The organism is Nonomuraea sp. NPDC050404 (assembly GCF_040655495.1).
Lineage (GTDB): Bacteria > Actinomycetota > Actinomycetes > Streptosporangiales > Streptosporangiaceae > Nonomuraea.
Map to the genome: position 1 here is coordinate 58553 of NZ_JBFAKB010000015.1, position 18318 is coordinate 76870.

At 69.6% G+C, this 18318-nt stretch carries 15 protein-coding genes; 7 read left to right on the forward strand and 8 right to left on the reverse strand.

Annotated elements, in window-relative coordinates:
* Window positions 1–28: 28 nt before the first annotated feature.
* On the reverse strand, window positions 29–514 hold the full coding sequence (locus tag AB0I81_RS36025; protein WP_360666220.1) for an NUDIX domain-containing protein: 486 nt from the start codon (window positions 512–514) through the stop codon (window positions 29–31).
* Between the two features lie 93 nt (window positions 515–607).
* On the opposite strand from AB0I81_RS36025, the gene AB0I81_RS36030 reads away from it, so the two are divergent.
* Window positions 608–1891 carry a cytochrome P450 gene (locus AB0I81_RS36030; protein WP_360666223.1) on the forward strand — a complete coding sequence of 428 codons (1284 nt, stop codon included), beginning with the start codon at window positions 608–610 and terminating at the stop codon, window positions 1889–1891.
* A 1-nt stretch (window position 1892) separates the two neighbouring features.
* Here AB0I81_RS36030 and AB0I81_RS36035 read toward each other — a convergent pair whose 3' ends face one another.
* From AB0I81_RS36035 to AB0I81_RS36065, 7 genes are all read right to left on the reverse strand, one after another.
* Complete coding sequence (locus AB0I81_RS36035) at window positions 1893–4421, reverse strand: M48 family metalloprotease (protein ID WP_360666226.1); 2529 nt, start codon at window positions 4419–4421, stop codon at window positions 1893–1895.
* Entirely contained in the window at window positions 4418–4870 is a 453-nt protein-coding gene (locus AB0I81_RS36040; RefSeq protein WP_360666229.1) for a hypothetical protein, read from the reverse strand. Before AB0I81_RS36040 ends, AB0I81_RS36035 begins: the two co-directional genes overlap by 4 nt.
* A gap of 304 nt (window positions 4871–5174) precedes the next feature.
* Window positions 5175–5327 carry a hypothetical protein gene (locus AB0I81_RS36045; RefSeq protein ID WP_360666231.1) on the reverse strand — a complete coding sequence of 51 codons (153 nt, stop codon included), beginning with the start codon at window positions 5325–5327 and terminating at the stop codon, window positions 5175–5177.
* A gap of 202 nt (window positions 5328–5529) precedes the next feature.
* Entirely contained in the window at window positions 5530–6885 is a 1356-nt protein-coding gene (locus AB0I81_RS36050; RefSeq protein WP_360666234.1) for a cytochrome P450, read from the reverse strand.
* A 47-nt stretch (window positions 6886–6932) separates the two neighbouring features.
* Window positions 6933–8819: a hypothetical protein gene (locus tag AB0I81_RS36055; protein ID WP_360666237.1), complete on the reverse strand. Its 1887-nt coding sequence runs from the start codon at window positions 8817–8819 to the stop codon at window positions 6933–6935.
* Window positions 8820–8920: 101 nt separating this feature from the next.
* Window positions 8921–10381 (reverse strand): hypothetical protein, encoded by a 1461-nt coding sequence (locus tag AB0I81_RS36060; RefSeq protein WP_360666239.1) that lies wholly within the window; start codon window positions 10379–10381, stop codon window positions 8921–8923.
* 72 nt (window positions 10382–10453) lie between these two features.
* A complete protein-coding gene (locus AB0I81_RS36065) occupies window positions 10454–11509 on the reverse strand; it encodes a polyprenyl synthetase family protein (RefSeq protein ID WP_360666242.1) in 1056 nt (351 codons plus the stop codon).
* Between the two features lie 441 nt (window positions 11510–11950).
* On the opposite strand from AB0I81_RS36065, the gene mvk reads away from it, so the two are divergent.
* The 6 genes from mvk to AB0I81_RS36095 are packed head-to-tail and all read left to right on the forward strand — an operon-like array spanning window position 11951 to window position 18317.
* Window positions 11951–12868, forward strand: a complete 918-nt coding sequence (gene mvk / locus AB0I81_RS36070) for a mevalonate kinase (protein WP_360666245.1) — start codon at window positions 11951–11953, stop codon at window positions 12866–12868.
* On the forward strand, window positions 12838–13878 hold the full coding sequence (mvaD, locus tag AB0I81_RS36075; protein ID WP_360666248.1) for a diphosphomevalonate decarboxylase: 1041 nt from the start codon (window positions 12838–12840) through the stop codon (window positions 13876–13878). The genes mvk and mvaD overlap by 31 nt, the downstream gene beginning before the upstream one ends.
* Window positions 13875–14981, forward strand: a complete 1107-nt coding sequence (locus AB0I81_RS36080; protein ID WP_360666251.1) for a phosphomevalonate kinase — start codon at window positions 13875–13877, stop codon at window positions 14979–14981. The genes mvaD and AB0I81_RS36080 overlap by 4 nt, the downstream gene beginning before the upstream one ends.
* Window positions 14978–16039: a type 2 isopentenyl-diphosphate Delta-isomerase gene (gene fni, locus AB0I81_RS36085; RefSeq protein ID WP_360666254.1), complete on the forward strand. Its 1062-nt coding sequence runs from the start codon at window positions 14978–14980 to the stop codon at window positions 16037–16039. The genes AB0I81_RS36080 and fni overlap by 4 nt, the downstream gene beginning before the upstream one ends.
* Window positions 16036–17106, forward strand: coding sequence for a hypothetical protein (locus AB0I81_RS36090; RefSeq protein WP_360666257.1), 1071 nt, complete (start codon window positions 16036–16038; stop codon window positions 17104–17106). The genes fni and AB0I81_RS36090 overlap by 4 nt, the downstream gene beginning before the upstream one ends.
* Window positions 17103–18317, forward strand: coding sequence for a hydroxymethylglutaryl-CoA synthase (locus AB0I81_RS36095; RefSeq protein ID WP_360666260.1), 1215 nt, complete (start codon window positions 17103–17105; stop codon window positions 18315–18317). Before AB0I81_RS36090 ends, AB0I81_RS36095 begins: the two co-directional genes overlap by 4 nt.
* Window position 18318 lies beyond the last annotated feature (1 nt).

An 18318-nucleotide genomic window follows, 5' to 3' on the forward strand; every position in this document is an offset into this window, starting at 1 on the left:
GGGGCGCTCCGGTCGGTTCGCGGCGGGTTCACCCGAGGAGCCGTCGCAAGACCGCGAGGCCGACGGGAACGACGGGGTGAGGCGGTGCGGCGAGGAAGCCGGTGACCGGCCACAGGGCGTGGTGGGCGATCTCTGCGGGGTTGGGGAGCAGCGGTGGGACCAGGTCGGCCGTGTGGACGGCGAGGTGGCAGGGGCCAACGGGTGAGGAACGGGTAAGGCGGAGCCTTTCGACGGGTTCGGCGTGGAGGCCGAATTCCTCGGCCAGCTCGCGCCGGGCGGCCTGCCGGTAGGTCTCGCCCGCTCTGACGGAGCCGCCGATCAGGACGTCGTGATGGCCGGCGAACACGGTGGCCGTGGCCGGGCGGCGGTACACCAGTACGTGTCGGGGAGCGGCCAGCACGATGGTGGCGGCGACGCGATAGTGAAGGCCGGCCACGCCCGATTGGCCGCGAGGTCCGCGGCGCACGATGCGGTCGTCGGTGTCGACGTAGTCGATCAGCTCCGTGCGCTGCATGCAGTTCCACCAGGGTCTTTGAACTTAAAGTAGCGTTACTATTACTTTAAGCTATGATGAGGTCGTCCGGATGGCGTCGACAGGAGATGCGCCGTGGCCGCAGCAGCCCCCGTCACCGAAGTCCCGGAGCTGGCCGAGGCCGAGGTCATCCGATGGCGGACATCGGGCGCGCCGGTCATCGACCTGCTGACCCGCGCCCGAAGGCTCGGGCCCGTGGCCGCTGTCCGCCTCGGCGAGCAGCGGTGGGTGCTGGTCACCGGCGCCCGCGCCGTCCACCACGTCCTCGCCGCCCGCCCGGAGCGCTACATCAAGCGCTCGCACCGCCTGAGGCGCCTGCTCGGCAACGGTGTCATCACCGCCGAGGGAGATTTGTGGCGCGGCCAGCGGCGCCTGCTCCAGTCCCAGTTCACCGTCCAGGGTGTGCGCCGCTACGAGCAGTTGATGCACCAGGCCGCCCAGGACATCGCCCACGCCTGGACGGACGTCGCACGCAGCGGACGACCACGCGACCTTACTGCTGATATGCGGCGCTTCTCCCTCGACGTCATCTGGCGCGCCATCACCGGCCAAGCCCTCGATCACACCTCACACCGGCAGTGCCTGGCGGCCGGACGCATCGTCGCCGCAACGGCCGCGCTCGGCCCGACCGCCGAAACTGCCTGCCCCGACCTCGGCGACGATTTCGCCGACGTCGAGACCGTCGCCGAACGCGCGATCGCCGCCGCCCGTACCAACACCGCTCCTGGTCTTCTCGATGGCCTGCTGAACGCCGGACCGTGCGACCAGACCAGGCAACTGATCCGCGACAACATCGTCACCCTCCTCGTCGCCGGCTACGAGACCACAGCCGCCACCCTCACCTGGCTCCTGCTGCACCTGCATGACAACCCCGGCCGGCGCGACTGGGCGCTCGACCGAGGACCGGCAGGCTCACCCCGGCGAACCGAGGCGATCCGCGCGCTGATCAGCGAAACCCTCCGCCTCTACCCCACTGCCTGGCTCCTGCTCCGCCACGCGACCCGGGACGACACCCTCGCAGGCCACCGCATCGAGGCCGGGACCATCCTCGCCCTGTGCCCCTACCTCACCCACCGCGACCCGGATCTGTGGCCGGACCCCTGCTTGTTCAGGCCCCAGCGCTTCATCGACCCGCCTCGGCGCCCCGTGCCCGGCGCGTACTACCCGTTCGGCCTGGGCCCCCGTGCCTGTCTGGGAGCCCACTTCAGCCTGACAGAGATGACCATCCTCGCGGAAACGTTGCTGCCCGCCTTCGACTTCACGCTTAACCAGGCCACGCCCCGGCCCACCTTCGGCATGACCATCCACCCCGACCGCCCGCTCCTGGCCGACGTCATCGAGCGGCGACTTCGCCCTTGAATCACGGGGGTGTGAGAAACCTGCAGTAACGGGTGGCGGCGGTGCTGAATGGCCGTTCGCTGCCCGAACGGTCGCGAATGCGGGCGTATCCGGCGCGCCCCATCTCCACGAGGAACGGCCGGTCGCTCTCGGCCAACCGGACGAATGTGGTCGCCCAGTAGCGCGCATGCTGATCGGTGAACGCCATGTCCGGTGAGAGCCACATCGGAGCCGGGCAAGCGGTTTGCGCCGCCCGCAAGCCAGGTGACCGGGGCGGCGGTAGACGCATGTCCAGGTCCGGTTTCCTGCCGTCCGTACCGGTGGTCACGAGGCCGTTCTCCCAGGTCCAGATGGGGAACAGGAAAACGGGCCAGATCATCGCGGCGGCCAGCGTGGCGATGGCGAGGGTGCGGCGCAGCCAGGAACGTGGGGCCGGGGGCGGGCGGCGCCGCCGGGCGGCGGTGAGCAGCCGGATCGGCACCCGCAACACCCCGGCCAGTGCGGCGCTCAGCAGCCCGGCCGCCACGCCGACGGCCGTGACCGCCACCCAAACCGCACCCAGTTGCCGGAGGAGAAGATCCCCCAGGCAGCCGTTCCGCTGAACGCAGACGACCAGGATCGGCTCGGCCAGCAGCACCGTGACGACGGCCAGGCCGGTGGTGACGGCGGCCAGGGTCGCGTGGGCGAAGCCCAGCAGGTGCATCCCGCCGATCGTCGCCGCGGTCAAGGCCGCGAGAACGTCCATGAGGGCCAGCCAGAGCGTCAACCGGGCGATGGCCTGCACGACGCGGTCGTCACCGGGATTGCCCGCAAATATGTCGATCAGCAGTGGGCCGGGGATGATGACCTCGGCAGCCAAAGCCGACAACGCGAACATCGCCGGGGGGACCAGCGCGGCGAGCGGCCGGATCCGGGTGGCAGGCAGAACGGCCGGCGTCCGGGTGTCCAGCCACAGTGCTCGTCCGCGGCTCGGTTCCCTGTGCCTGAACCATGCCGCGAGCGGGTAGAGCACGGCGACGAGCAGCGCGGTGAGCGGACCGACGTCGAACAGATGGATGCCCAGCGCCACGAGCCCGTTCTCCAGGCTCCGCGCCTCCTGGGCCACCTCGCTCGCCTGGATCCAGGCGCTCAGCCAGAGCCCGGAGACCAAGGCGGCGGGTATCAGGGCTCCCAGGTAGGCGGGGCGCAGGGAGCGAGCGCGGGCCACCGGCAACCACACGGTGGCCGTGACCGCTGACCAGCGGCACAGCATGACGGACAGGAACAGCAGGATCGCCATTATGGCCAGACCGCTCAGCGGCGTGCCGACCAGGAACTCCAGCCATGATCGTCCCATCTGCGACGGTGCGGCCAGAAGTCCGGCGAGCAGGCCCGTACCCAGCGCACAGCCTGGTAGGACGCCGTACGGCGGCCGGGCGCCGGACGCCATCGCCCGCAGCGCGGCACGATAGGCGCCCGCGAGCACGATGGCCATGCAGGGAACCGCGTTCAGCACGCCGGCCAGCGACATCACCAGGCGCCCTTCCGCAGGGGTTCCGCCGAACCACAACTGCAGAATCTCCGTCAGGTAGGCGGTGCCGATGCCGAACGCGAGCCCCGCACCGAGGGATTCGGCGGGCAGCCAGCGCATGAGCTCGCCGGGACGCTGGACGATGGCGGCGCGGTAGCTGTCAGCAGGGTGCAACGGCAGCATCGCCTGCACCCAGGAGCGCCGGCGCGGCAAGCGAAGGGCCGGCGGCTTCCCGGCCATGACGACCCTGACGTCGGCGTAGCTTTCCCGGGCTCGCAGCACGGCCGCGGCCAGAACGAGCACCAGTACGGCGGCTGCCGCCGTTCGTGACCCCACCTCCAGCAGCCGCCCCGGCTCGCGGAGCGCCGTGTGCAGGACCAGGGCCGGCGCCACCAGCCCGCAGAACACCCACACCGAGGCCAGGGTGATGGTGGTGAGTTCGATGTCCCGGTTGCGTACGTGCGCCAACTCGTGCATGACGACGGCCCGCAACTCGCGGCTGTCGCCGCTCTTCCTGGCGCGATGCAGGGTGCCGATGTTGAGACGCAGGTAGGTACGGCCGAAAGAGCCGAAGGCCCGGCCACCCGGCGCGCCCCGGTTGGGGTCGAGCAGCAGGATGGGCGGGCGGGTGACGCCCTCGGCGCGGGCGAGCCTGCTCACCAGCGCGTGCAGTTCGGCGTAGGCCGCGGGATCGGCGTGCCGCAGATTCTGCCGCTTCCTGGTCAGCCGAGGCCGTACCAGGCTCAACAGCACAACCGCTGCGGTCACCGCGGCCATGGCGGCCAGGCTCGCCACCGCGCGCTCCAGGGAGATCTCGCGCACGCACATCAGATACAGCGGGCTCAGCCGCTGCGCCGGCATACCGGCGGCTGCGGCGGCATCGCCGGTGATGTTGCATCGGGTGTACCGCTCCAGCCAGGTCAGGACCTGGTCGAAGGAGGATCCGGCGGCCCACAACGTGATGACGACCAGCAGGAGGAAGCGAGATGTCGTCGCGGCTGGAAGCAGGAAAGGGCTGATCCGGCCGCCGGCCGCGGTCAATGCGGTGGCGTCCAGTCACGGCGCGCCCAGCGTTCCAGCAGGCGCCGGCTGACCTCGTCGGCATCGTCCCGCGCGGCCTGGCGCAGCGCCTCGGCGACCTGCTCGCGTACTGCCTGCTCCAGCTCCGGCGGCAGCTCAGGGAGCGGGTCGTCCGGGTGTGCCCGTTTGCGGCGCTTGAACCAGCTTCGCCCCCTGCGCGCACCACTGACCAGCATCTCCGTGGTCAGCCCGCCGACGACGCCCCACAACAGGTTGACGAAGACCGGATCGGCGAGGTCGATGCCGAAGGCGCCAGGCTCCTCGCGCGTCCGACGGGCTCGGCGCGCCGCCGCGGGAGAGCCGAAGTAGGCCGTGGTCATCAGGTCGAAATCGGGGAGTTCCTCGGGTGCGAACTCGGAGACCAGCGAGCGGACCAGAGCCCGCCGCTCGCTCATGGGGGAAAGCAGCACGCGCCCTCCAAGCGTCAGAACCGTCGAAGACGAGACGGAGCCGCCCGAAGGAGGCACCCCGTGTCGTCCTCCAAGTTACGCGGAGAGAAAGCGCACGACTTCAGTAAGTCACGAAATTGCTGGCTCGTGCAGGGATACTCTCCGCGAATGACGCGCAACACTCTGCTATGTGTTGTAGTCCTAAGCTGTCAGCCTGTGGGTTCGTGAAGACGATCTGCTCGACCTGGTATACGAGTTCTTCGCAGTCCGGGTCTTCAACGCCCCATACATCGAGGCGCTGCGACACCAACTCCCTCAGAAAGCCTCACAAGGCGAGGCACCCAGCGACCGGCTCAAGAAAGAGCTCCGTGATCTTGGGAAACGTCAGGACAACATCCTCGCCCGGATCGAAGAGCAAGAACCCACCGGCGATGAGGAGATCGACCGGGACTTCCGCGAACCCGGCGACCCTACCCACCGGCACTGCCGGCCAAGGTGTGGATCAACCAGCCACCCGCGGCCTCCGAGACGGGCACCTCGCCACAAAGCACGCAAGTAGCCTGATGTCTCACCAGGTTTGACAGGTTCCGTCTCTGAGAGGGCCGGGGGGTGAGACTCCCCCCGGCTACTCACTGGGTGGGGTATGGAGTGGTAGGATGCTCGGGGCTCGAACCCGGAACCTACGGATCAAAGCGGGCCGTGACGCGCATGTGCAGGTCCTTGGGCCGGAGCCCAAGACGTGGCTCAGCCTCGCATGCGCCGTCGGCCATCCGCCGCAATCGCCAGCGGCTGGCGATCATGGCCAGTGCCGAGCATGCCTCGGTGACACCGAAGTCGTCTCCGATGCATTTGCGTCCGCCCCCGCCGAAGGGGATGAAAGCTTCCCTGATGGGGGCGTCTCCGCTCTCGGTCCATCGATCCGGATCGAAGCGCTCGGGGTCGGGGTGCAGATCCGCGCGGTGGTGCAAGAGATAGGGACTGTAGATGAGCGTGGTTCCGGCGGGGAATGACTGACCGGCGAGTCGGGTCGCGGTTCTGGTGATCCGGGTGAACATCCAGCCTGGTGGGCAGATGCGAAGCGTCTCAGTGACGATCTGACCGGTGAAGGGAAGCTGGGCAAGGGGAAGGTCGTGGTGCGCGGGTCGGCCCCTGAAGACCCCGTCGACTTCGGCGTGGAGCCGCCTTTCTGCCTCGGCGTCGTCGGACAGGAAGGACAGGGCCCAGCTGAGCACGTTGGCGGTGGTCTCTACGCCGGCGATGAAGAAGGTCATGATTTGATCGACGAGTTCGGCGTCGGAGAATCCCCGGCCGTCGGTTTCGTCATCACGTTCGGCCAGCCAGATGGTCAGCAGGTCATCGCCTTTGGAGCCGATGAGGTCTTCGGAGCGCCGCTCGGTGACGGCCTTGGCGACGGTGTGGCGAAGGCCGGCGTTCGCCCGTTCGTATCGCAGGTTCGCGGCGGTGGGCAGCCGACGCAGGAGCGCGGGCAGGAACATCCGCCAATAGGTCAGGCTGAGGATGTCGTGAAGATCTCGCGTGGCCCGTGCGATGGCTGCGGTGCTCAGCGATGTGCTGAACATCGTCGCCAGCACGACCCTCATGGTGATCTTCTGCATCTCGGCCAGGACGTCGATGGTCTGCCCGTCGTTCCAGCCGTCGATCGCGCCGGCGATCTGCTCGACCATGATCCGTGTGTAGGCCGGGAACCGGGAGCGGTGGAAGGCCGGCTGGGTCAGCCGGCGCTGGCGTCTGTGCTGCAGGTGCGAGCACGTGATCAATCCTCTGCCGACGGTGGCCGCGACCCGGTCGAACAGGGGCCCGCCTTTGTCAAAGGTGAGATCGTCGGTGAGAACCCGGTGGACGAGGTGGGGGTCGCAGACCACGATGGCAGGGAAGAGGCCGATCCGGATCCGCACCAGATCGCCGTGCGCCGGCAGGGTCCGCAGCAAGCGCAGCGGGTCGCGTACCAGCGGGATCGCATGGCCGATGAACGGCAGGGCACCGGGCGCCTCGGCGAGAGGCCGGTCGGTTTTCATGATCCTCTCCGATCGGGTACGGGGTCGATGCGGGAGACGCCGGTTGACTAGGGAGCTTCGCCGGGGACATAAGGACGGGTGAGGAGTTGCGTGACGCTGGTGAGGTTCAGGGTTCCGAGCAGGCGGGAGATGTTGCGTTCCGCCGCCATCGACAGCAGCACGCACAGTGCGATCGTCGCCCGGCGCTTGCCGTGTCCTTCGCGGCTGGCGGCCAGGCGCAGGAGACGTAGGAGTATGTCGTCGCCGGCGCGGTCCAGGTCGGGGATCGCCGTGGCGTCTCCGCAGTAGGCGAGGTCGATGGCCAGGCCGACCCAGCGATCGAAGGCCTCGATCGTCGGCCAGTCGACTTCCTGGGCGTCGATCGAGGCCAGGGCGTTGTCCGGGACGCGCACTCGTCTGGCGGTGAGGGAAGCCGGGCAACGTGCCGGGCCGCCTTGGATGAGATCGGAAAGCGGCCGGGTACGGCATGTGGTGCAGACGTCGATTTTCGCCCGACAGGCCCGGTGCCACGCTTCACGGGATGGCAGATGGGCGCCGTGCGGATGATGCCGGCACCATTCATCGATCACTGCCGGGTCCACTTGATGGGTTGCTCCGGTGAGCAGGTGGCCGGCGTGGTAGCGGGGGGCGAGCAGGGCCCACAGATACCAGGCGAGCATGCCCAGCTGTCCGGATGACTGGTCGGTGCCGGACAGGATGCTCGTGGTGGTGTTCATCCAGGCGCCGGACAGGGCGAGATAGGCGTGGCTTCGGTCGGCGCCCAGAGCGTCGAGCCTGCCGACGAGGTAGCGAGCCTGCGTCAGCGGATTGTCGTAGGCGCAGTCGTAGTGCAGGTCGAAGAGATTGGCCGTCCAGAGGCTGAGACTCATTTCGCTGAGTTCGCTGAAGAAATCGTTGCGCCCGTGCCAGACGTACACCGCGCCCCCACAGTTGTAGGCGTTGCACAGCCACCACAGGTCATCGGTGATGTCCATCTGTGTGCCTGCGCGGTGAGGGTCCTTCTCGTTGCTGGTTGATTGGCGTTGCGCGCGAGAAACCTGCAGGTCGTGGACGAGTTTCTGGAGATCGATGTCCATCGCGCCCGCTACGACCTCGGCCATGGTGAGCGTGTTGCGGGGCCGGTGACCGTCCGCCGGGGAGCCGGTGGCGGGCAGGGGGATGTCGGGCACCTGCCCGGCCTCGTCGATGAAGAGGTCGTAGTCGCCCGTGCCGCAGAGATACCAGGCCCTCGCGTCACGGTCGGCATTGCCGTAGGTCAGCGTCCAGCCACCGCTCCAGGCGTAGAGCGTGGTGGCCGTGTTTCCTTCCCGCCAGCCAAAACCCAGCTCTTCGCACAACTCCTTCCAATCGTCCGGCGGCGTGAAGTGAGACACGCCGAGATCCTTGGGCGGGAGTACGCAGGCGGTGCTGTCGTGTGACGGTGTGGAATCTTCGGCGATCGCTATGTTGAGCAGCCCACTGCCTGGCGGAATCGGGACCGGACGGGAGCGGTATGCGATGGCGCTGGACGCGCCGGTGAGGACGTTCATCAGCCAGACCTTGCGGGTGGCCGGGTCGTCCAGTACGGCGGTGTGGGCCGCCCACGCGGTCATGGCCCGAAGGAACGGCTGGAGGCCAGAGTCTTCCAGAGCCGGACTGGCTTCGGCTCGTGTGTGCTCCTCTTCGTCGTCCAGTTCGATGCCTTGGCGGAGTTTGCTGTCGAACCAGAGCCGGGTGGCGCAATCGCGGATCATCTGCTCGATCCCGTCGATGTTCTGTCCCGCGTCATCCGGTCTTGCCCGCAAGCAGAACTCGATGAAATCCGCGCGCCGCGGCCAGGCCACGTGGATGGGGCGAGAGGGCTCAAGCAGGGCAAGCCCGCCCCGTTCATGGGCCAGGGCGGCACTTGGCGGCAGTACGCGGTCGCTGTCGGTAAGGGCGGGTGCACCGGTCATGGTCTTCTCCTCGGGTGCTGTGGTTGCCTGGTCGTGGAGGGTGCGACGCGCGCCGTGGTCACCTGCCGGGATCTGGGCCGATCCGGGGTGGTCGCGGCGGATCAGCAGAACATGGGGGACCATTCGCCCGTTGGGCCGGTGTAGCGGGCTGCCGGGTCCGCCGCCCACCAGAGTCGGTCGAGGGAGGCGAGGATCGTGTAGGTGCTGAGCGCGTCGAGGCAATGGACGTCGGAGTACTTGCCGCGGTAGGCCGCCTCGATCATGGGGACCCGTCGCTGCCAGGTGGCGGCGTCGTAGCCCCGGCAGCCCGGACAGTCGCGGAAGTGCGCCAGGCAGCTTCGGAGCAGGTGGTCGTGGCGGGCCTTGTCCTGGCACCGGGAGCGGAGGTCGTAGTCGTCGGGTGCCGGGCCGGGCAGGAGCGGGTTCAGGCTGTTCAGCACCGGATCGCCGTAGGGGTCGACCTGGGCCCGGCGGTGCGGATCGGGGCCTGTCAGGTGGTCGAGGAGGACATCGGCCTGGTAGCGGGCCATGTAGACCTGCCAGATCAGCAGCCGACCGGCGATGTGCATCGCCCAGTCGGCCCGGTGGTCGATGGCCCAGGCCCACACGTCGGTGCAGAAGCGGCGGATCATGTCCACGCTTTCCGCGCCGGTGTGGGTGCTGACGAAGGTGAAGGTGTTGTAGGACTCGTTCGCGAGGTTGTCGTGGCGGCGGTCGCAGGCATCGTGCGTGACCATCGCGGTGAGGGCGACGGCATCGATGGTGTCGTCGTCACCGATCAGCGGGCCCTGCTCCAGCCTGGCCTGAAGCGTCAGCGCCCTGGCCGCGCCGTTGATGACGCGGTAGCGGATGGTGCGCAGCTCGTCATCGGGAACGCGCAGGTGGTCGGCCTTGGGATGGAGGACATCGAGGTAGATGGCGTGGGCCGACATGAGCCAGGCGTCCATGATCTTGCGTTCCTGCCCGTCGGCCGCGTGCTCACGGTGGACGTGATCGATGTACTCGGTGACGCGTTGTGCGGTGACGTCAAGCGTCTCGGGCATCTGCTCGCAGAAGTGGTAGTAGTCGGCGAAGGAGTCGAACAAGCTGACCGAACAGGAGCCGTGCACGCACTGCCGGCACAGGCGGTTGTTGTCCATGAGGCACCAGGCGTATCCGTAGGTCTGTTCGGCCACCGCGTGCCAGAAGGGGGTGTCGGGCACGGGGATCGCTTCGGTCATGGCCCGCAGGAGACTCGTGCCGCGGGCGACGAACCCGTGACGGCGCGGGGCATCGACGGCGAGGGGGAGCGCGGGGAAGTCCTTCGAAGGGCGCGCTTCTGCCCGGTCCTCTTCCAGGGGAACGTCCTTCCTGCTCGGGTCATAGGTGCCCACCGGGGTACGGGGGTCGAACAGGCGATCCCCCATGACCGGAACCCAAGCTCTGCGGAGTTCGGGGATCCGCCGCACGTCGGACGCGAGCCGGTCTGGAGTCCCCGCGTCGGGGCGGTAGAGGTCCGGCCCGAACAAGGCCGTGTCGATGGAGGGACCGTCCTGGCTCGAGGGGCTCTTGGCCATGCTCATCGCGTATCCGTCTCCGTTCCATACTCGCTTGCTCCGGCGCGTCGGCCACCGCTTGTGGGTGGCCGACGCGCGTTATCGGGTTCGCTCGACGGCTCTTTCGGCGAGGCCGAGCAGCGCCTGCCGGGCCTCTTGACGGATCGGCGCGCCGTGCAGCGCGGCGAACGCGCGTTCGGTCCGACGGCCGATCATGTTCTCGGTGTGTTCGAGCGCTCCGGTGGCGGCGATGATTTCGCGCAGTTCCGCCGCGCCGCCGTGGCCCAGTTCTGGGTCGCCGTACAGGGCACGGATGCGGGCCCGCTGCTCCGCTGTGGCATGTCGGACGGCCTGGCCGATCAGGACGGTGGGCTTGCCCTCGTGCATGTCGTCCATGGCGGACTTACCGGTGACGGCCGGATCCCCGTACACGCCCAGGACGTCATCGCGCATCTGGAACGCCTCTCCCAGCGGGATCGCGAACCTGGAGTAGGCACCCAGCACCTCCCGTCCGGCTCCCGCCAGCGCCGCGCCGAGATGGAGTGGGCGTTGCACGGTGTAGGCGGCCGTTTTGAGGCGGGCGATCGTCAGCGACCGCCGCACGTCGCCGTCGCGCCGGGCGGTCTCCAGCACGTCCAGGTACTGTCCGGCCACGATCTCGGTACGCATGAGGTCATAGGCCCAGCGCCCGCGGGCGAGCCTGCGCGCGTCGAGGCCGCTGTGGTGGAGCAACTCGTCGGCCCACATCAGGCACAGGTCGCCCAGCAGGATGCCGGTGGCCGTGCCGAACGCGCCGGGCGGACCGCGCCAGCCGTTCCTGACGTGCTCCTCGGCGAGCAGGCGGTGCATCGCCGGCCCGCCGCGCCGGGTGTCGGCGTCGTCCATGATGTCGTCGTGGATCAGGGCGAAGGCGTGGAAGAGCTCAAGAGAAGCCGCGGCGGACACGATCTGCGGACAGTCCTCACCTCCGGCTCCGCGCCAGCCCCAGTAGCAGAACACCGGGCGGACACGCTTGCCGTCGCGCAGCACGTACTCGCGTAGACAGCCGAGCACCGAGCTCAGTTCTTCCGCGCCGGGCGGCGTGCTCTGCCCGTCGAGGAACTCGGCGAGCGCCACCTCCACCCTGCCTGCCAGGTCTGCCGGTCCGTCGTTCATGACGCGGCCCGGCCGATCGCTCCCATGGGTTACTCCTCTGGGGAAGAAGGTCGCAACCGTTCCACCATTGGCGTCGTCGACGGCTGCCGCGAAGGGATGTTCCACCGTACGGAACACCCGCCGAGAACACGGCTACGGTCGTGACCTCGGCGCGCACCCTGTGCCGGCTCAACTTCGCCGGACGTCCCGCACGGTGGAACGGTTGCTCGCGCCGTCCATGCCCGGCGCACACGGTGGAAGGGCTTCAGCCTTTCTCACCTGTAGGAATGCGTCATGGGAGACCAGCCGGCCGGCGCCCCGGGAGTCCGGGGCGCCGGCAGAGATCAGCGCTTCGCCGTCCGGCCTGCCACGCCTGCCGGAGACTCTGTGCGGCCCCAGCCTCACCAGCCAGAACCCGAAGGACGCGGCGCCCTTCGAGCGGGACCGGGTGACGCGAGGCCGGTGGGGATCGGGCAGGCCCACGGCAAGGTGATCTTGCTTGGTGAGCACACCGTGGTCCACGGGACACCGGCCATCGCACTGCCGATCGCAGAACTCACCGTGACCGCGCTGGCTCGTCATCGAGGCCGCCCAGCGCCGCCGCGGGACGGCATGGCAGCCCTCGCCGCCACGGTGGATGCCGTGGTCGGCGCGGCACTACGGGGATGCGGCCAAGCCGGCGGTATCGCGCGTGACGATGTGCCCACGGTGGAGTTGGGCCGCACCGTTCCAGCCGGGCGTGGCCTTGGGTCCAGCGCCGCCTGCGCGACGGCGGCCGTGCGCGCCGTGGCCGATCTCTACGGCACCCCCCTGGACCGCGATGAGGTGTACGACCTCGTCCAGCGCAGTGAGCACCGTATGCATGGAAGGGCCAGCGGGGTGGATGCCCGCGCGGTGGCCATGGACGGCCCGATCTGGTTCGCCGGCGGGGCGGCCCGGCCCCTCACCTTCGCCGGGGAAGCGACGTTCGTGGTGGCTGACACCGGTGTTCCGAGCCGCACGCGCGAAGCCGTCGCCCGCGTGCGCGCGATGCTCGACGCCGACCCGCGCCGCGCGCGGCGCCTTCTGTCCCGGGCCAGGACGCTGGTCACCGCGGCGGCGGACGAACTGGTATCCGGGCAGCTCAACGTGCTGGGGCAGCACATGCTCGACTTTCATGACCTGCTCTGCCAGGTGGGGGTCACCACACCGGCCGTCGATCGTCTGGTGGCCGCGGCGCTGGAGTCTGGGGCGCATGGCGCCAAGCTCACCGGCGGCGGGCTCGGCGGCTGCGTCCTGGCGCTGGCCGGATCGCCCGGCGACGCCGGGCGGCTGCGGGCAGCACTGCGGCACGCCGGGGCAGGCGCGACGTGGACGGTCTCATGCGGGCGGGCGTCATGACGGCGACCGGCGGACGTGGTGTCACGGCTCGGGCATATCCGAACATCGCGCTGGTGAAGTACTGGGGCAAGCGGGATGAGAAATGGATGCTGCCGGTCACCGGCAGTCTGTCCATGACTCTGGACCTCTTCCCCACCACCACGCGTGTCGAGCTGGTTCCTGATGCCGCCACCGACGTGGTGCGATTCAACGGTGGATCCGCCGAAGACGTGACCGCCGACCGGATCCGCCGGTTTCTGGAGGTGGTACGGGCTCTGGCGGGCCGGTCGGCACACGCGATCGTGGAGTCGGTGAACACGGTGCCGACCGCGGCCGGGCTGGCGTCATCCGCGGCCGGGTTCGCCGCTCTGGCCGTCGCCGCGGCCTCCGTCTATGGACTATGCCTGGATGGCCGCGCGCTGTCGCGACTGGCCCGGCGCGGATCCGGGTCGGCTTGCCGGTCGGTGTTCGGCGGCTTCGTACAGTGGCACGCCGGCCTCGCCGAAGGCCGGATGGGCGACAAGACGTCCTACGCCGAACCGGTGCCGGTCGGCGCGCTGGACCCGGCGCTGGTCATCACCGTGGTCGATCCCGGGCCCAAGAGGGTGCCGAGCCGGCAGGCGATGCGGCACACGCAGGCCACCTCTCCGCTCTACGGAGCCTGGGCAAGGGCCGGCGAAGCAGATCTCGGTGAGCTGAGGCGGGCACTGCGGCAGGGCGACCTCGACAGGGCCGGGATGATCGCCGAACGCAACGCGCTGGGCATGCACGCGAGCATGCTCGCCGCCCGCCCGGCCATACGCTATCTGACCGGCGGCTCCCTGGCGGTGCTTGACCGGGTGGCGCGCCTGCGTGAGCAGGGCGTGCCCGCGCACGCCACGATCGACGCCGGGCCGAACGTCGCCGTGCTGTGCCCCCGCCAGGACGCCGCCGGTGTGGCACAAGAGCTCGGCGCGATCGGTGACGTCCAGTCGGTGCACATCGCCGGGCCTGGCCCGGCCGCGACCGTCTGCGGCGGTGAGGACCGATGACGATGTTCCGGGCGCCGGGGAAGCTGTTCGTCGCCGGAGAGTACGCCGTCCTGTGGCCCGGCCATCCGGCCGTCCTGATGGCCGTCGATCGTTACGCCACGGTGACCATCGCCGACACGGCCGGACCCACCACCTTGACCTCGGACCTATCGGGCGGGCTGGTGCTGCGCTGCGAGCGGGTGGACGGGCGGCTCGCTCCGGCAGAGCCGGCGGCGGCCGGACCACTGGCGTTCGTGCGATCCGCCGTCGACGTCGTGGAGCGACTGGCCGCCGAACACGGCCGACCTGGCCGCCCGTTCCACCTGTCGGTCGCCACGGACCTGACGGCCGGGGACGGGCGCAAGCTCGGCCTCGGATCCAGCGCCGCGGTCACCGTCGCGACCTGCGGCGCGCTCGCGCGTTTCTACGATCTGCGATTGAGCCGCGCCGACCTGTACCGGGTGGCGATGCTGGCGACCCTGGCGGTCACCCCGGACACCTCCGGCGGCGATGTGGCGGCCGGCGCCGTCGGAGGCTGGCTCCTGTACTGCGCGCCCGACCGGCAACGCTCGCCCGGACTCACCGGCGACGCCGCATGGGGAACGGTGAGTGGCGCGCTCAGCGCCCCATGGCCGGAACTGGTTCTGCGTCCGCTGCCGACGCCCCGGAGCGCGTGCCTGGAGGCCGGCTGGACCGGCCGGCCCGCCTCCACGACCGGCTTGCTCGGACGGTTCCGCGATGACCCTGACGGGTCCGTCGCCGGGCGGCATCGCGCGTTCCTGGCCGCGAGCACCACGTGCGTCTCCCTCCTGGCCACCGGGCTGATGGGAGGGAACGTCGGACGAATTCAGCAGCAGATCAGGCGCGCCCGGGACCTGCTGTCCGAGCTGGACCGCCGGGCTTCGCTGGGCTGGATGACCCCCCGGCTGCGCGCCCTGTGCGAGGTGGCCGAGGCTTTCGGCGCGGCTGCCAAACCGTCGGGCGCGGGCGGCGGTGACTGCGGTATCGCGCTGCTCAGGGGCGACCAGTCCTACGTGCTGCCGGAGCTGCGTGAGCGCTGGATCGCAGCCGGGGTCCAGCCGCTCGCCCTGCACCCGCACCCCACCCAACAGGACACGCTATGACCACGAACCGTAAGGACGACCATGTCCGTCACGCCCTTGACCAGCAGCGGCACGCCGACCAGGAAAACGACTTCGACGACGTGCGCTTCCTGCACCACGCGCTGGCCGGCATCGACGACAAGAGGGTGGATCTGACCACGCGGGCGCTGGGCCTGACCTGGCCGGCCCCGCTCTACATCAACGGCATGACCGGAGGCAGCACCGCCACCGGAGAGATCAATCGAGGGCTGGCCGCGGCGGCCCGCGAGTCGGGCGTCCCCATCGCGTCCGGATCCATGAGCGCCTACCTGCGCGACCCGGACCTGGCCGGCAGTTTCCGGGTGCTCCGTGAGGAGAACCCCGCCGGGACAGTGATCGCCAATCTCAACGCCAACGCCACGGTCGACCAGGCGCGCCGGGCCGTGGACCTGCTCCAGGCCGACGCCCTGCAGATCCATCTCAACGCGGTACAGGAGATCGTGATGCCCGAGGGGGACCGGGACTTCGCCGCCTGGCCCGCGCGGATCGAACGGCTGGCCGCCGCCCTGGAGATCCCCTTGATCGTGAAGGAGGTCGGGTTCGGCCTCAGCCGCGAGACCGTCCACCGTCTGCGGGACGCGGGCGTGACCGCGGCGGACGTCGGCGGGCGTGGCGGAACCAACTTCGCCCGCATCGAGAACGCCCGCCGGCCGGACGGCGACTACGCCTTCATCGCCGACTGGGGCCAGTCGACGCCCTGCTGCCTGCTGGACGCCGCGGGAATCACCGGCATCGACCTCTTCGCCTCCGGCGGCGTCCGTTCCCCCCTCGACATGGCACGGGCGCTGGCGCTCGGCGCCGTGGCGGTCGGCGTCGCGGGACGGTTCCTCACCGTCCTCGCCGACCACGGCACGCAGGCGCTGACAGAGACGATCCGCGGCTGGCTCGACCAGCTCCACCAGATCATGACCGTGCTCGGCGTGTCCGCACCGGGCGAACTGCGTGGTTGCGACCTGCTGCTCAGCGGAGACGTCGCACAGTTCTGCCACGCCCGTGGCATCGACCCCGCGCCCTACGGCTCCAGGAGGACCCGCACATGACCCAGCACCTGGACCAGACGTCGGCGGCCGTGCCCCTGCGATGGGTGGGACCGATCCGGATCACCGGCAACATCGTCAACGACGAGGTGAACGTCCCCCTTGCCACCTTCGAGTCCCCGCTGTGGCCCTCCGCGCAACGCGGCGCGCGTACCTCCACGATGACCGATGACGGGATCGTCGCCACTCTGATCGACGAGCGGATGACCCGCTCGATCCTGCTGGAGGCCGACGACGCCCCGACCGCGCACCGGGCGGCCCAGCACCTCGCCGCCTCCCTCGACCAACTGCGGAAGGTGGTCGCCGGGTCCAGCCGGTTCGCCCGGCTCCTGTGCCTGCACCACCAGATCGCGGGCAATCTGCTCTTCCTCCGCTTCGAGTTCGCCACGGGCGACGCGGCCGGGCACAACATGACCACCCTGGCCGGCGACCACCTCATGCGGCACATCCTCACCACAGTGCCCGGTCTGCGGTACGGCTCGATCTCGGGCAACTACTGCACCGACAAGAAGGCCAGCGCCGTCAACGGCATCCTCGGCCGCGGCAAGAACGTCATCGCCGAAATCCGGCTGCCGGGCGACGTGGTCGAGAAGAAGCTGCACACCACCGCCGCCGCGATCGCCGGCCTCAACGTGCACAAGAACCTCATCGGCACGCTCCTGGCCGGAGGGATCCGATCAGCCAACGCCCACTACGCCAACCTGCTGCTCGCCTTCTATCTCGCCACCGGGCAGGACGCGGCCAACATCGTCGAAGGCTCCCAGGGCATCACCCACGCCGACGACCGCGACGGCGACCTGTACTTCTCCTGCACGATTCCCAACATCATCGTCGGTACCACCGGGAGCGCCAAGGACCACGGCTTCATCGCCGAGAACCTGACCCGGCTGGGCTGCCGGGAGGATCGTGAGCCCGGCGCGAACGCCCGCCGCCTGGCCGTCCTGGCGGCCGCCACCGTGCTCTGCGGAGAGCTGTCGCTCCTGGCGGCGCAGACCAACCCCGGCGAACTCATGCGCGCCCACCTCACCTACGAACGCCGTCCCCGAGACCGCGAAAGCAGGACGTCATGACCGAGCCCCTCATCGGCATCCACGACCTCTCCCTGGCCACCGCCCACTATCGCCTGGACCACGACGCGCTCGCCCGCCACCTCGGCGTCGATCCGGCCAAGTTCCACGTCGGCCTCGGCCAGGACGCGATGAGCATCCCCGCGGCCGATGAGGACATCGTCACCATGGCGGCGACCGCCGCCCAGCCGATCATCGCCCGGCACGGCGGCGACCGGATCCGCACCGTCCTGTTCGCCACCGAATCGGGCGTCGATCAGTCCAAGGCCGCCGGGCTCTACGTTCACGGCCTGCTCGGGCTGCCCACCACCTGCCGCGTCGTCGAACTCAAACAGGCCTGCTACTCCGCCACCGCGGCCCTGCAGTTCGCCGCCGCGCTGATCGCCCGCGAACCCGCCCAGCAGGTCCTCGTCCTGACCGGCGACGTCGCCAAATACGCACTCGGCTCCACCGGCGAGCCCACCCAGGGCGCCGCGGCCGTCGCCATGCTCATCACCGCCGAACCCGCCATCCTGCGCCTGGACACTCCCTCGGGCCTCTACTCCGACGACGTCTCCGACTTCTGGCGTCCCAACTACCGCACCGAGGCGGTCGTCGATGGCAAGCTGTCTGTCGAGGCCTACCAGCACGCGATCGAACAAGCCTGGGCCGACTATCGTTACCGGGGCGGTCGCGACCTGTCCGAATTCGCCGCGTGCTGCTATCACCAGCCGTTCACCAGGATGGCCTACAAGGCGCACCGGCACCTGCTCCATCACGCGGGCTCCGACGCGGCGCCCGGCACCGACCTCGACAGTGTGCTCGCCGCCGGCACCATCTACAACCGGGCCGTCGGCAACAGCTACGCAGCCTCCGCCTACGTCGGGCTCGCCTCCCTGCTGGACCATCGCGACGATCTCGCCAACCGGCCGATCGCCATCATCAGCTACGGCTCCGGGAGCGTCGCGGAGTTCCTCAGCGGCGTCATTGAGCCCGGCTACCACCAGCACCTCAGGTCCGCCGCCAACGCCGGGGCGATCGCCCGCCGCCGTCCCATCACCTACGCGCACTACCGCGAACTGCACCAGGTGGAGATCCCGGCCGACGGAGGCGACCACAAGATCGAGCAGGAGAGCACCGGTCCGTACCGGCTGGCCGCACTCTCCGGCCACCGAAGAATCTACGAGTCAGCGGAAGGCCGACATCATTCATCGTCTCTCATCCAGGGGAAATGAC